Source organism: Acidisoma cellulosilyticum (assembly GCF_020621385.1).
Taxonomy (GTDB): domain Bacteria; phylum Pseudomonadota; class Alphaproteobacteria; order Acetobacterales; family Acetobacteraceae; genus Acidisoma; species Acidisoma cellulosilyticum.
On the sequence record NZ_JAESVA010000002.1, the window covers coordinates 425,618 to 440,015 of the forward strand.

Annotated in this window: 9 protein-coding genes; 8 read left to right on the top strand and 1 reads right to left on the bottom strand. The window is 67.0% G+C overall.

Annotated features, from left to right (window positions below):
- Window positions 1–54: 54 nt before the first annotated feature.
- Entirely contained in the window at window positions 55–2,202 is a 2,148-nt protein-coding gene (locus ACELLULO517_RS06390) for a ComEC/Rec2 family competence protein (protein ID WP_227306469.1), read from the bottom strand.
- A 25-nt stretch (window positions 2,203–2,227) separates the two neighbouring features.
- On the opposite strand from ACELLULO517_RS06390, the gene gltX reads away from it, so the two are divergent.
- The 8 genes from gltX to ACELLULO517_RS06430 all read left to right on the top strand — a co-directional run bounded on the left by gltX (window position 2,228) and on the right by ACELLULO517_RS06430 (window position 14,385).
- Window positions 2,228–3,640, top strand: a complete 1,413-nt coding sequence (gene gltX, locus ACELLULO517_RS06395) for a glutamate--tRNA ligase (protein ID WP_227306470.1) — start codon at window positions 2,228–2,230, stop codon at window positions 3,638–3,640.
- Between the two features lie 15 nt (window positions 3,641–3,655).
- Window positions 3,656–4,591, top strand: a complete 936-nt coding sequence (locus ACELLULO517_RS06400) for an aspartate carbamoyltransferase catalytic subunit (RefSeq protein ID WP_227306471.1) — start codon at window positions 3,656–3,658, stop codon at window positions 4,589–4,591.
- 23 nt (window positions 4,592–4,614) lie between these two features.
- On the top strand, window positions 4,615–5,889 hold the full coding sequence (locus ACELLULO517_RS06405; RefSeq protein ID WP_406566248.1) for a dihydroorotase: 1,275 nt from the start codon (window positions 4,615–4,617) through the stop codon (window positions 5,887–5,889).
- A gap of 148 nt (window positions 5,890–6,037) precedes the next feature.
- Window positions 6,038–6,628, top strand: a complete 591-nt coding sequence (gene plsY / locus ACELLULO517_RS06410) for a glycerol-3-phosphate 1-O-acyltransferase PlsY (protein ID WP_227306472.1) — start codon at window positions 6,038–6,040, stop codon at window positions 6,626–6,628.
- Window positions 6,625–7,761 carry a DNA-processing protein DprA gene (gene dprA / locus ACELLULO517_RS06415; protein WP_227306473.1) on the top strand — a complete coding sequence of 379 codons (1,137 nt, stop codon included), beginning with the start codon at window positions 6,625–6,627 and terminating at the stop codon, window positions 7,759–7,761. Before plsY ends, dprA begins: the two co-directional genes overlap by 4 nt.
- Before the next feature lie 20 nt (window positions 7,762–7,781).
- Window positions 7,782–10,490, top strand: a complete 2,709-nt coding sequence (gene topA, locus ACELLULO517_RS06420; protein WP_227306474.1) for a type I DNA topoisomerase — start codon at window positions 7,782–7,784, stop codon at window positions 10,488–10,490.
- An 11-nt stretch (window positions 10,491–10,501) separates the two neighbouring features.
- Window positions 10,502–12,895, top strand: coding sequence for a ribonuclease R (gene rnr, locus ACELLULO517_RS06425; protein ID WP_264481364.1), 2,394 nt, complete (start codon window positions 10,502–10,504; stop codon window positions 12,893–12,895).
- Window positions 12,892–14,385, top strand: a complete 1,494-nt coding sequence (locus ACELLULO517_RS06430; RefSeq protein ID WP_227306475.1) for a S41 family peptidase — start codon at window positions 12,892–12,894, stop codon at window positions 14,383–14,385. The genes rnr and ACELLULO517_RS06430 overlap by 4 nt, the downstream gene beginning before the upstream one ends.
- The last annotated feature ends 13 nt before the right edge of the window (window positions 14,386–14,398 follow it).

Below are 14,398 nucleotides of genomic sequence, written 5' to 3' on the forward strand. Positions count from 1 at the left end.
TTGAAACGAAGTAATGCTCGCATTACGGGCATTTGCCAAGGCCCTATTGGCCGATCAATCCTGATTTTCGTGAGGGGGTTCCAAGGGCGGCAGCCAAGGCCAATCGCCCCGCGCCGGCCGGTCGGTATGGATGCGCGGATCGGTGCCGAGATAGACCGCCGTCGCGCCCTGCTGCTGCACCAGGCCGCGATCGACGAAGGGCAAGCCAGCACAACCGCCCGGCAGGGGATTGTCCCAATAGCGCAAGCTGAGAATGAAGCCGATATGGTCGCAGGCTCCCGGCGGGTTGTCGTCTCGCCACAGCAGGGTGCTATAGGCGGCCGCCTGTCGCAGCACACAGCCTTGCGGCGCGCAGACGATGCCGGGCGCGGTCACAAGATCGGGCGGCAGCGGCAGCACGGGCCGGCCGCCGAAAAAGCGCCGCCATTCCCCCAGCGTAAAGTCATCCTTGGTCGCCGAGAGCAGATAGACGCTGTGCGGCAGGCGGAAGGCGATGAGCCGATAATCCGGCGAGACCAGAATATCCGGCTGTGCGTGCAGGGCCGGCAGCACGAGCACCGCCAAGAGCAAGGGCGGCAGGCCGAGCAGACGCAGGCGCGTTTGCCACAGGCACAGCCAGACGAGGCTGAAACCCGCGAGAATGAGACCCCAGAGCGGGGCCGGCGGCACGGCGATGGCGGCCGCCGGCAATCCGGCTGCGACACGGGCGATCCAGACGAGAAGCGAACAGCCCCAGCCCATCGGCACGAAGCCGATCGCCGCCAGATGAAACGGCAGCAGCGCATAGCCCAGCAATCCGCAGGGCAGCACCCAGAAGGCGGTCAACGGCACGGCCAGCATATTGGCCGGAATCGAATAGGTTTCGATTTGCCCGAAATGATAGGCGGCGAAGGGCGCGGTGGCCGTCGCCGCGATCACGCTCGTCAGGGCGACCTGCGTCAGATCGCGCAGCAGGAAGCCCAGAATCCCGGTGCGATGGCGGAACAGCGGGGATGTATGCTGGCGCAGCCGCTCATAACCCGCGATCAGCACCAGAACCGCGCCAAAACTCATCTGAAAGCTGACGCCCGCGAGGGATTGCGGCTGCAGAAGCAGCAGCACGCTCGCCGCCAGCGCGAGGCCGCGCAGCGATATCGCCTGCCGCCCGGCGAGCAGCCCGAGCGTGATCAGCCCCGCCATGATGAAGCTGCGGATGATGGGCAGATGCATGCCCGTTATGGCCATATAGAAGCCGCCGACCGCGATCGCCGCCAGACCCGCGATCTGCTTGATCGGATAGCGAAGCGCGACCCAGGGCCAATGGGCGAGCGCGAACCGCAGCGCGACAAAGACCGTGGTCATGACGATGCCGATATGCAGGCCGGCGACCGCCAGGATATGGGACAGGCCGGCGGTCGAGAAAGCCTGCCGGTCGGCCGCCGGAATGGCGGTGCTCAACCCTGTCAGCAGCGTCGCCGCGACACCGCCTGCGGTGCCGTGGGTGAGGGTCAGAACGCGGGCCGCAACATATTCCCGCAGGCCCTGCCACCAGATCGACAGGCCGCTCGGCCGGGCCGGCGCGTCCCGCTGCGCGACGGCCAGGGCAAAACCGACCCCGGCGAGGTTCTGAAAGAAGGCGTCCCGCCGCTGATCCCAGCCGCCCGGGAAGCTTGGCGCATAGGGCGGCCGCAGCAAGGCGCGCAGCCGCAGCCTGTCTCCGGGCAGGATCGGCTGCGTGTCATTGCCCCGCAGGCGAATGCGCAAGGTGCGATGCAGCGGCACGCCGTCCGGGCCAAGCCGCACCGCGCTCAGCAAAACCCGCCGGCCCTGGGGCAGCGGATCGACGGCATCGACCCTGCCTTCCACCAGGGCCGCATGGCGCGGCAGACCGGGCATCGGCGACAGAGCATGGGTTTTGATACTGGCCGAGGCGAAGCCCAGCGCGGCCGCGCAAAGACAAAGCGCCACAGGACGCCCAAGAAAACTGCGCCACAGCAGCACAAGGACCGAAACCATCAGCGATACCAGGGCGTAAGCGACCCAGGCCGGCGGCATCCTGCTGGCTGAAAAGAAGAAAAGATTGCCTGACGCGATGAAGACCGGCAGCCAAGGCAAGAAGCGACCTTGTTCGGCCAATATCCAATTTCCCACAAGCGCCGAAAGCGCCGGTCGCCATCGCGTCAGAAAGGGGGTGGTGAAACGCGCGCGGACGTTTTCAGCCAAGGGCGAAATGCTTTAAGCAGCCGACATGACCGAAAAGCCCCTCATCCGTACGCGCTTCGCCCCCAGCCCCACCGGGCTGCTGCATATCGGCGGCGCCCGCACCGCCTTGTTCAATTTCCTGTTCGCCCGCCACCATGGCGGCGAATTCGTGCTGCGGATCGAGGATACCGATCGCGCGCGCTCGACCGCCGAGGCGACACAGGTGATCCTGGACGGTCTCGCCTGGCTGGGCCTCACCTCCGACGCGCCGCCGGTCTATCAGACCAGCCGCGAGGCGCGTCACCGGGAGGTCGCGCTGCAGATGCTGGGCGAAGGCCGTGCCTATCGTTGCTATGCGACGAAGGAGGAGTTGGACCATATGCGCGCCGAGGCCACCGCCGCCGGCCGCCCGCCGCGTTACGACGGCCGCTGGCGCGACCGCGACCCGGCGGAAGCGCCGGAGGGCGCGCCTTTCGCCATTCGCCTCCGCGCCCCGCGCGAGGGCGCGACGGAGGTGGAGGATCTGGTGCAGGGCCATGTCCGCGTCGCCAATGCCGAGCTGGACGACATGATCATTCTGCGCAGCGACGGCACGCCGACCTATCTTCACGCCGTCGTAGTCGATGACCATGACATGGGCATTACCCATGTCATTCGCGGCGACGACCACCTGACCAATACGTTCCGGCAGATCCAGGTCTACAAGGCCATGGGCTGGGACTTGCCGCATTTCGCGCATATCCCGCTCATCCATGGTGCGGATGGGGCCAAGCTGTCCAAGCGCCATGGTGCGGTCAGCGTACTGGAATTCGAGCGCGAAGGCTTTCTGCCGGAGGCCCTGTGCAATTATCTTCTCCGCCTCGGCTGGGGCCATGGCGATGCCGAGATCCTGAGCCGCGAGGAAGCGATCAAACTGTTCGACCTCGGCGGCGTCGGTCGCGCGGCGAGCCGTATGGATTACGCCAAGCTCACGCATCTGAACGGCGTCTGGCTGCGCCAGGCCGATGATGCGCGACTGACGCAGGAAGTCGTGCGGCGTCTTGCCAGCAATGCCGATCTGACGCTGGACGAGACGGCGAAGACACGTATCGCCCTGCTGATGCCGGCGCTGAAGGAACGTGCGAAGACGCTGGTCGATCTTTCGGCCTCGGCCGCCTTCCTGGCGCGGCCCCTGCCCTTGCCTTTCGAGCCCAAGGCCGAAGCGCATCTGACGCTGGAAGCGCGCCAGATGCTGGCGGAACTGGCCCCGCTGCTGGGCGAGACCGATTTCACGACCGAAGGCGTCGATGCCGCTTTGCGCGCCTTCGCCGAAGTCTCGGGCAAGAAGCTCGGCCAAGTGGCACAACCGCTGCGCGCGGCCCTGACCGGGTCCACCACCAGCCCGCCGATCGACGCGACGCTGGCGGCCCTCGGCCGCACCGAAGCGCTGGCCCGCATCGCGGCCGTAAGCGAAGGCTGAAGGGAATACAGTATCATGCGTCACCTCCTCGCCATCGAAGGTCTGTCGCCGGTCGTCATCGGCGATCTGCTGAACCTCGCCGAGAGCTATGCCCTGCTCAACCGCTCGGGCAAGACACAGCGCGACAGGCTGCGCGGGCGGACGCTGATCAATCTGTTCTTTGAAGACAGCACACGCACGCGCACCAGTTTCGAACTCGCCGGCAAACGCCTGGGTGCGGATGTCATCAACATGTCGGTCTCCACGTCCAGCGTGAAGAAGGGCGAGACGCTGCTCGATACCGCGTCCACGCTCAACGCCATGCAATGCGACCTGCTGGTGGTGCGGCACGACCAGTCCGGCGCGCCGAACCTGCTGGCGCAGAAGGTGGAGGCCGCCGTCATCAATGCCGGAGACGGCATGCATGAACACCCGACCCAGGCGCTGCTGGACGCGCTGACCATCCGCCGCCATCGCGGCAAGCTGGAGGGGCTGACGGTCGCGATCTGCGGTGACGTCGCGCATTCCCGCGTTGCGCGGTCCAATATCCATCTGCTCAACGCCATGGGCTGCACGGTGCGCGTGGTCGGGCCGACGACGCTGATGCCCAACAGCATTGCTGAACTGGGCGTCACCGTCTTTCACGACATGCCGGCTGGACTGGAGGGCGTGGACGTGGTCATGATGTTACGATTGCAGAAAGAACGCATGACCCGCAACCTTCTTCCCAGCAGCCGCGAGTATTTTCGGTTCTTCGGTCTTGATGCGCAGAAGCTCGCTTTTGCGAAGCCGGATGCGCTCGTCATGCATCCGGGACCGATGAACCGCGGCGTCGAGATTGACAGCGCCATCGCCGATGACCCGACGCATAGCGTCATCAGCGAACAGGTGGAGATGGGCGTCGCCGTACGCATGGCCGTGCTGGACATCCTGTCCCGTCCGCCCGCCATGCCGCAGGGGGGGCGCCACTGATGAACGGCATGGTGACGAATACGCTGCGCGATACGGTGATTGCCGGCGCGCGGGTGATAGACCCCGCCAGCGGTCATGACGCGGTCGCGGATGTGCTGATCCGCAACGGTCTGATCGCCGATATTGGCCTTGGCCAAGGCAGACCGGACGGCGCCGATTACGTCGATGCCATGGACGCCGTGCTGTCCCCCGGCCTGTTCGATATGCGGGTGGAACTGGGCGAGCCTGGGCGTGAGGACCGCGAGACTATCAAATCCGTCTGCCGCGCGGCGGCGGCCGGCGGCATCACCAGCCTATGCGCCCTGCCCGATTCGGCCCCGGCGACCGATGATCCCGCGCTGGTGCGCGCCTTGATCGCGCGTGGCGAGGATACCGGCAGCCTGTCCATCCTCCCCTATGGCGCCGTCACGCGCGGCTGCCTGGGTGAGCAGATGGCCGAAATGGCCCTGATGAAGGAAGCCGGCGCCGTTGCCTTCACCGACGGCGCGCGGGCCATCGGCCCCACCCGGCTGATGCGTCTGGTGCTGTCCTATACCAAGGGCTTCGGCGGCATCGTCGTGCAGCATCCGGAAGACCCGTCCTTGGCCGAAGGCGGGGCCGCGACCCAGGGTGAACTCGCGACGCGCCTCGGCCTGCCGGCGATCCCGGCGGTCGCGGAAACCATTCAGGTGGCGCGCGATATCGCGCTGGCCCGCAATACCGGCGGGCGGCTGCATTTCGCCCATATCTCGACCGGGGATGCGCTGGCGCTGATCCGTGCCGCCAAGGCCGAGGGCCTCGCCGTCACCTGCGACACCGCGCCGCCCTATTTCGACCTCAACGAAATCGCCATCGGCAATTTCCGCACCTATGCCAAGCTGTCGCCGCCACTGCGGACCGAGGCCGACCGGGAAGCCGTGGTGGCGGCACTGGCTGACGGCACCATCGACGCCGTCGCGTCCGACCATCAGCCGCGCGATGCCGACGATAAGCGCCTGCCCTTCGCGCTGGCCTCGGCCGGCGGCACAGGCATCGCGACGCTGCTGCCGATCACGCTGGCGCAATTCCATAGCGGCAAGATCGGCCTGATGCGCGCGATCGAACTGATGACGGCGGGGCCAGCCCGCGTGCTGGGCCTGTCGCTGGGGCATATCGCCAAGGGTGCGGTCGCGGACCTGTGCCTGTTCAACCCCGACCGCGCCTGGAAGATCGAAGCCGGCAAGCTGCCGGGCAAGGCGCAGAACACGCCCTTCGACGGGCGCGCGGTCGAGGGCCGCGTGCTCGGGACATGGAAAGCGGGCAAGCGGGTGTTCGGATGAGCCGGCCAGTCCTGGCCCAAAAACTAGCCGTCGCCCGCGGGCCTGTCCCGCGGGACTACCCGCTTGGGCGCCTGGACGGCGCTTCGGCGCCGATAGGGGTAGATGCGCGGAACAAGCCCGCGCAAGACGGAATGGAGGTATTGGCGCCATGATCCCCATCCTTCCCATCATCCTGGGCTATCTGCTCGGTAGCATTCCTTTCGGCCTCATCATCACGCGCCTGGGCGGCGCGGGCGATATTCGGCAGGTCGGCTCGGGCAATATCGGTGCGACCAATGTGCTGCGCACCGGCCGCCGCGGCCTGGCAGCCGCGACGCTGCTGCTGGACGGGCTGAAGGGCGCCGCTGCCGTCCTGGCGGCGGCCAATTGCCCGGCCTGGGCCGATCATCATGCCGGGCTCTGGGCCGGTCTGTTTGCCGTCATCGGCCATATGTTTCCGGTCTGGCTGCGCTTTCGCGGCGGCAAGGGGGTCGCGACCGGCCTCGGCGTCGCACTCGCCGCCTGCTGGCCGCAGGGCGTGCTGATGTGCCTGATCTGGCTGGTCGGCGCGAAGATCACGAAAATCTCGTCCGCCTCGGCGCTGGCTGCCTTCGTGGCGGCCCCCTTTCTGGCCTGGATCTTCGCCGGTCCCGCCCACGCGCTGCTCGCCCTGCTTGTGACGCTGCTGGTGCTCGGCCGGCATCACGCCAATATTCGCAGACTGATCTCCGGCACCGAACCGCGAATCGGCGCTGCGTGACCAAAGCGCCCTCTGGCCTTGTCGACCGGATCAGGTTGGCACGGACGGAAGGTGTCGGTCCCATCGGCTATGCCCGGCTGCTGGGCCGATTCGGCAATGCCGCCGCGGTACTGGAGGCTCTCCCCGGCCTTGCCCGCACTGCCGGACGCGCCCGCCTGTCGATCCCCAGCCGCGCCGCGACCGAGGATGAGATCGCGGCGACCGTCAAGCGCGGCGGGCAGTTTCTGACCCTTGGCGATCCTGACTACCCGGCGCTTTTGGCCCTTTTGCCCGACGCCCCGCCGGTGCTGGTCGTGCTGGGCGATATCCGCCATCTGTCCGGTCGGTCGGTCGGCGTGGTCGGCGGCCGGAACGCCTCGCTCAACGGCCAGCATATCGCGGCCAGCCTTTCGGCCGATCTGGCGAGCCAGGGCGTTACCATCGTGTCCGGCATGGCGCGGGGCATAGACGGCGCCGCGCACGAGGCGGCGCTGGGCAAGGCAGGCGGCGTGACGGTCGCCGCCGTGGCGACCGGGATCGACCGCCCCTATCCGCCGCAACACGAAGACCTGCAGGCCCGCATCGCGGCCCAGGGCGCGGTGGTGACGGAAGCGCCGCTCGGCACCGAGCCGCAGGCGCGGCATTTTCCGCGCCGCAACCGCATCATCGCCGGATTGTCGCTGGGTGTGGTCGTGGTCGAGGCCGCCCGCCAATCCGGCAGCCTGATCACCGCCCGGCTGGCGCTGGAAGCCGGGCGCGAGGTCTTCGCCGTGCCGGGCTCTCCGCTCGATCCGCGCTCGCAGGGCAGCAATGATCTGATCCGCCGGGGCGCCATGCTGACCGAAACGGCCGAGGATGTGCTGGGCGCTTTGCCGCAAGGGCCTGACGATTTCTCCTTCAGCCAAGCGCGGACGATCATTGCCGAAACGCTTCGGGAAGAGCCCCCGCCGCCGCCGGCCGAGGCCGGTAAAATCCGCTCCGCCTTGCTCGCCGTGCTGGGTCCCGCACCGACATCGGTTGACGATCTGCTCCGACACTGCCAGTTCACGACTAGAGCCGCTCTTGTGGCCACGCTGTTGGACCTGGAACTCGGCGGTTTCGTCGAGTCTCTGCCTGGCAATAGGGTGGCCCTGATCGCAAATCAGGGCGGATGAGCGCCTAGTTCAGGATGAGCATGTCGGACGTCGTCGTCGTCGAATCCCCCGCCAAAGCCAAGACCATCAATAAGTATCTCGGCGATGGCTATACGGTGCTTGCCAGTTTCGGCCATGTGCGGGACCTTCCGCCCAAGGACGGGTCCGTACGTCCGGACCAGGACTTCGCCATGGACTGGGAGTCCGATGAGCGTGGCAGCCGCCAGGTCGCGGCCATCGCCAAATCCATTAAAAAAGGCACGACCCTTTATCTGGCGACCGATCCGGATCGCGAGGGCGAGGCGATTTCCTGGCATGTCCGTGCCATGCTGGAGGACCGGAACGCGCTGAAGGGCGTCACCGTCCATCGCGTGACCTTCAACGAAATCACCCGCAATGCGGTGACGGCCGCCATGGCCGCCCCGCGTGAGCTGGATCAGCCGCTGATCGAGGCCTATCTGGCCCGCCGCGCGCTGGACTATCTGGTGGGCTTCACGCTCTCTCCGGTCCTGTGGCGGAAACTGCCCGGCAGCCGCAGCGCCGGCCGCGTGCAGTCGGTCGCGCTGCGCCTGGTCTGCGAACGGGAAGCCGATATCGAGGCATTCCGGGCGCGGGAATACTGGACCATCGAGGCGCTGCTCTCGACGCCGGCCGGCGCACCCTTCACGGCCCGCCTGACCCATCTGGACGGCCGCAAGCTGGAGCAGTTCGACCTGCCCAATGCCGCCTTGGCCGAGGCCGCCCGCAAAAGCGTCCAGTCCGGCGCCTTCGCCGTCAGCACGATCGAGCGGAAGCGCGTGCGGCGGAATCCGATGCCGCCCTTCACCACCTCCACCCTGCAGCAGGAAGCCAGCCGCAAGCTTGGCTACGGCGCGCAGCAGACGATGCGCATCGCGCAGCAATTGTACGAGGGTGCGGATGTCGGCGGTGAGACGGTCGGCCTGATCACCTATATGCGAACCGATGGCGTGCAGATCGCCCGCGAGGCGATCGATGCCATCCGCGACCATGTCGGCCGCGCCTTCGGCAAGGATTACCTGCCCGGCGCCCCGCGCGAATACAGCACCAAGGCGAAAAACGCGCAGGAAGCGCATGAGGCCATTCGCCCGACCGATGTGCTGCGCCGCCCGGAAGATGTCGTCCGCTACCTCAGCCATGATCAGGCGCGGTTGTATGAGCTGATCTGGAAGCGCGCCGTCGCGTCCCAGATGGCGCAGGCCGAGTTCGACCAGGTTGTGGTCGACATGAAGGACGGCGGGCGCAATGTGCTGCGCGCCAATGGCTCGCTCCTCGCCTTCGACGGCTTCCTGAAGCTGTATCGCGAGGATCGCGACGATCAGGCCGAGGATGACGACGAAAGCCGCGTCCTGCCGCCGATGACGGAAGGCGACCCGCTCGGCCAGCGCGAGATCAAGGCGAGCCAGCATTTCACCCAGCCGCCGCCGCGCTATACGGAAGCCTCCCTGGTCAAGAAGATGGAGGAGCTCGGCATCGGTCGGCCTTCCACCTATGCCTCCACGCTATCCGTCCTGCGCGACCGCAATTACGTGCGACTGGACCAGAAGCGGCTGGTGCCGGAAGATCGCGGACGGCTGGTCACGGCCTTCCTGTCGAGCTTCTTCAAACGCTATGTCGATTACAGCTTCACCGCCAATCTGGAAGAGAAGCTGGATGAGATCTCGGACGGCCGCGCCGATTGGCGTGCCGTGATGCGGGCCTTCTGGCATGACTTCTCCGAGGCCGTGGACCAGACCAAGGACCTCAAGATCACCGACGTCATCAATGCGCTGGATGACGATCTGGGCCGTCACTTCTTTCCGCCGAAGGATGACGGGGGCGACCCGCGTGTCTGCCCTGCCTGCGGCACCGGCCGTCTGGGCCTGAAGCTTGGCCGCCATGGCAGTTTCATCGGCTGCTCCAACTACCCGACCTGCCAATATACGCGGCGGCTTGCCGTGAATGCCGGCGAGGAAGGCGAGGAGACGCTGAAGGAGGGCATGCGCGTTCTGGGTCAGGACCCGGAGACGAAGGAAGATGTGTCCGTCCGGCGTGGCCCCTATGGTCTGTACGTCCAGTTGGGCGAACCGCCGGCGCCCTCCGAGGACAAGAAGGCCAAGAAGGAAAAGCCGAAACGCATGTCCCTGCCGCGCGGCATGGACGGTGAGACGATCACCTTGGACCAGGCGCTGGGTCTGCTGACCCTGCCGCGTCTGATCGGCCTGCATCCTGAAACGGGTGAGCCGATGGAGGCCGCGATCGGTCGCTTCGGCCCCTATATCAAGATGGGCGCGGTCTATGCCTCGCTCGATAAGGATGACGACGTGCTGGCGGTCGGCGCCAATCGCGCGGTCGATCTGCTGGCCAAGAAGCTGGCCTCGGTCCGTTCCCTCGGCGCGCATCCCAAGGACGGCGAAGGCATTCTGGTCAAGAAGGGCCGCTTCGGTCCCTATGCCCAGCACGGCAAAATCGTGGCAACCCTGCCGCGCACCGTCTCGATGGACGATATCACCCTGGCGGAAGCGGTGACGCTGCTGGCCGAGAAGGGCAAGGAGCTAAAGCCCAAGCCCGGTGCGAAGGGCAAGACCGCGTCGCGCGCCAAGCCGAAGGCTGCCGCCCCGAAGGCGACCAAGACCGCGACGGCCGAGGCCAAGCCGAAGGCTGAACCGAAGAAGGCCGCCGCCAAAAAGACGACGACCACCGCCAAAAAACCTGCGGCGCGCAAGCCTGCCCGCAGCGAAGCCGCCGATTGACGGCACGGACATTGACGAAGACCGCACGCAAGAAGCCCAAAGCAGCCCGCCAGACGCCGGGGACGGAAACGACCGGGACGGAGACGACCCCTCGGTCCCGCCCCTTTCCGAGCCGCGAGCAATTGCGCGAATTCATCGCTGAAAGCACGGGCCGCGTGGGTAAGCGCGAGATTGCGCGCGCCTTCGGCCTGGGGCCGGAACACAAGCTGGCTCTCCGCGACATGCTGCGCGACATGGCGCATAAGGGCGAAGCTGCCCCCGCCGGCCATCGCCGCTTCGCCTCCCCCAGCGGTCCTTCGGCTGCGGGCAGCGGCCCCGCTGTGCCCGAACCGCAGCCCGGCCGCCTGAGCCGGCGGCATAACACCGCCGTGCCGGAGGCGATCATCGTCGAGATCACCGGTATCGATACCGAGGGCGATGCCATCGGCCGTCCGGTCGATTGGCGCGGTGACGGCCCTGTGCCCACGATCTTCATGCAGCCCGAGGCGCGCGGCCAGGCCGCGCTCGCCCCCGGCCATCGCGTGCTGGCCCGTATCCGGCCCATCGGCAGCGCCATCGGTGCACGCAAATACGAGGGTCGCACGCTGCGGCGCATTGAAGGCAGCACCGGGCGGGTGATCGGCATCTTCCGCCGCCGCGCCGGGCTGATGCGCATAGAGCCGACCGACCGGCGCGTGAAGGCGGAATGGATCGTGCCGCCGGGCGAGGATGGCGGCGCCCAGGACGGCGAGATTGTGCGGGGCGAGCCGCTGCCCATGGGCGGACTGGGCTTGAAGCCGGCCCGTGTGACGGAACGGCTGGGCGATGCCAGCGGGTCGAAGGCCGTCAGTCTTCTCGTCATCGCGACGCTGAATATCCCCGACTCTTTCGCGCCCGAGGTGATCGCCGAGGCCGAAGGCGCCCATGGCGTCAGTCCAGACGGGCGGGAGGATCTGCGTCAGGTCCCGCTGATCACCATCGACGGCGCGGATGCGCGGGATTTCGACGACGCGGTCTATGCCGAGCCGGACGGTGACGGGTTTCGCCTGATTGTCGCCATCGCCGATGTCTCGCATTACGTGACGCCGGGCAGCGCGCTGGACCGGTCCGCGCGGGAACGCGGAAACTCCGTCTATTTTCCCGATCGCGTCGTGCCGATGCTGCCCGAAGCGCTGTCCAACGGCTGGTGCAGCCTGCGCCCGAACGAAGACCGCGCCTGCCTGTTTGCCGAAATGCGCATCGGGCCGGACGGTCGCAAACGCGCGCATCGTTTCGGTCGCGGCATCATGCGCTCGGCCGCGCGCATGACCTATGAAGAGGTGCAGGAGGCGCGCAATACCCAGCGCGAGACGCCGGCCTTTTCGCTCGATCACCTCTACGGCGCCTATGAGCTGCTGCTGGGTGAACGCCAACGTCGCGGCACGCTGGACCTTGATGTGCCGGAATGGAAAGTGACGCTCGATTCCGAAGGCCGCGTCGCCGATGTCAGCCGCCGCCAGCGCCTGGACAGCCATCGGCTGATCGAGGAATTCATGGTCCTGGCCAATATCGCGGCGGCCGAGGAGCTGGAGCGGCTGAAGCGTCCCTGCGTTTATCGCTGCCACGCGAAGCCGTCAGAGATTAAACTCGACGGACTTCGTACCTATCTGCATGGCATGAGCATCAGCCTGCCTGCCGGCGACCAAATCCATCCGCGCGATCTCGACGCTGTCCTCAGCCAAGTGGCGGGCAGCGAGGAGGCGCCGCTTGTCAATGACGCCGTGCTGCGCAGCCAGTCCCAGGCCGAATATACGATCGAGAATATCGGCCATTTCGGCTTGGCATTGACCCGCTATGCGCATTTCACCAGCCCCATCCGGCGCTATGCCGATCTGATCGTGCATCGCTCCCTCATCGCGGGGCTTGGCCTGGGGAATGACGGGCTGCGACCAGACGACGCGCAGAAGCTGGTCGATACCTGCGAGCATATCACCGGCACCGAACGCCGCGCCGCGCAGGCCGAACGCGACGCCGTCGATCGCTATATGGCGGCCTTCATGGCGGACAAGATCGGCTGCATATTTGATGCGCGGATTTCCGGTGTGACGCGCTTCGGCCTCTTCGTTACTTTGACGGATACCGGCGCCTCCGGAATGATTCCGCTGAGCGCCCTGCCCGATGATTTCTGGATGCACGACGAAGCGACGCAAAGCTTGAACGGTAAGCGCAGCCGGGTGGTCTTCCACCTGGCGCAGATCGTCTCCGTCAGGCTGGTGGAAGCGAAGCCCGTGACCGGCGGGCTGCTGTTCCAGATCATGATGCCCGGCAGCGACGGTCGCGCGGCGACCGCCAAGGCTTCGCCGAGCAAGCGTCCCGCCAGCAAACGGCCGCCGCCATCCAAGCATCCGCGGGACGGAGCGAAAAAAGCCCGCACCAAACGGACGTGAGGCGCCGCGCGTTTCTTGTCGTGCTGCTGTTCGCCTTGCCCTTTCGGGCCGAAGCGCAAAGCAATTGGAACCAGGGGCTTGCCGGCAGCGTCTATGCTTCGGCCTTCAGCTTCATGGGGCCGCGCACGCTGCAGCCGATCCCGCTATCCAATCTGACCCTGTGGGGATTGCGCGGCCTGACGGCGCTTGATCCCTCGATCGCGCCGTCGATGACGTCAAGCGCCATTGCCTTGAACGATCGCGGTGCCGTGGTGCTCAGCCTGCCGCTGCCGAAAGCCGGCGATACCGCGGGCTGGGCCGCCCTCGCCGCGCTGATGTGCAGCAAGGCGGCTGCCTTGTCCCCCGCCATTGCGCAGGCCGGAACGGGTGGGATTGTCACCAGCTTCTTCGACGAATTGTTCAATCACCTGGACCCCTATTCCCGCTATATCGCGCCCAACGCGACCGCCGGCGCACCCGCCATGGCAGACCCGGGCCTCGACATCGCGCTCGTCCGCCATCATGCGGTCATCGGCCATGTCGATCCCGATGGACCGGCCGCCGCCGCCGGGCTGCTGCCAGGCGACCGCATTCTGGCGATCGACGGTGTCGCGACGCACCGCCAGGATAGCTACACGCTCAATGCCGCGCTGTCGGGGGTCGCAGGTTCGGAAGTCACGCTGCTGATCCAGCAGCGGCGCGGAAAACCGCGCACCTTCTCGCTCACCCGTGTCGCGACGGCGCCGATGACGGTTTTGTCCAGCCTCGCCGGTCCCAATCTTCTCGTGCGCATCACGGGATTTGAGACGGCAACGGCGGCCGAATTCCGCCAGCAGGTGGTCGCGGCGCTCGCCGCGCATCAGGGGGTGCAAGGGGTCATCATCGACCTTCGCGGCAATCGCGGGGGCCTGCTGGATCAGGCGGTCGGCGTCGCGGACAGCCTCATCGCCAGCGGCACCATCGCCCAGGCGTCCGGCCGCGATCCTCAATCCGACCAGCATTGGCAGGCCGATGCGGGCGATATTACCGCGGGGCTTCCGATCGCCGTGCTGGTCGACGGCCGCACCGCGAGTGCGGCAGAAGTGCTGGCAGCCGCCTTGTCCGACGACCGCCGTGCCGTCGTCATCGGCAGTGCCACGTTCGGCAAGGGTCTGGTTCAGGCCGCGACCAGCCTGCCGGACGGCGGCGATCTTCTGGTGACCTGGGCGCGGCTATTGGCGCCTTTGGGCTGGCCTTTGCAGGGGTTAGGCGTCATGCCGCAAATCTGCACCAGCGGATCGGCGGATGCCGTGGAAAGCCAGTTGCAGGCACTGACCGCGGGGCAGCAGCCGATGGCGGCCACCCTGCAGACCGAGCGCGCGGCCCGGCCCGGCATGACGCTGGACCAGATTCTGCAGCTTCGCGAAGCCTGCCCGGCGGCGCTGGGCTCCTCGCTTGATCTGCAGGCGGCGCAATTCCTGCTCTCGACCACGCCTGCCTATCAGACCGCGCTGATCCCGTCCGGCGGCTGAGCCGCTTCATCAG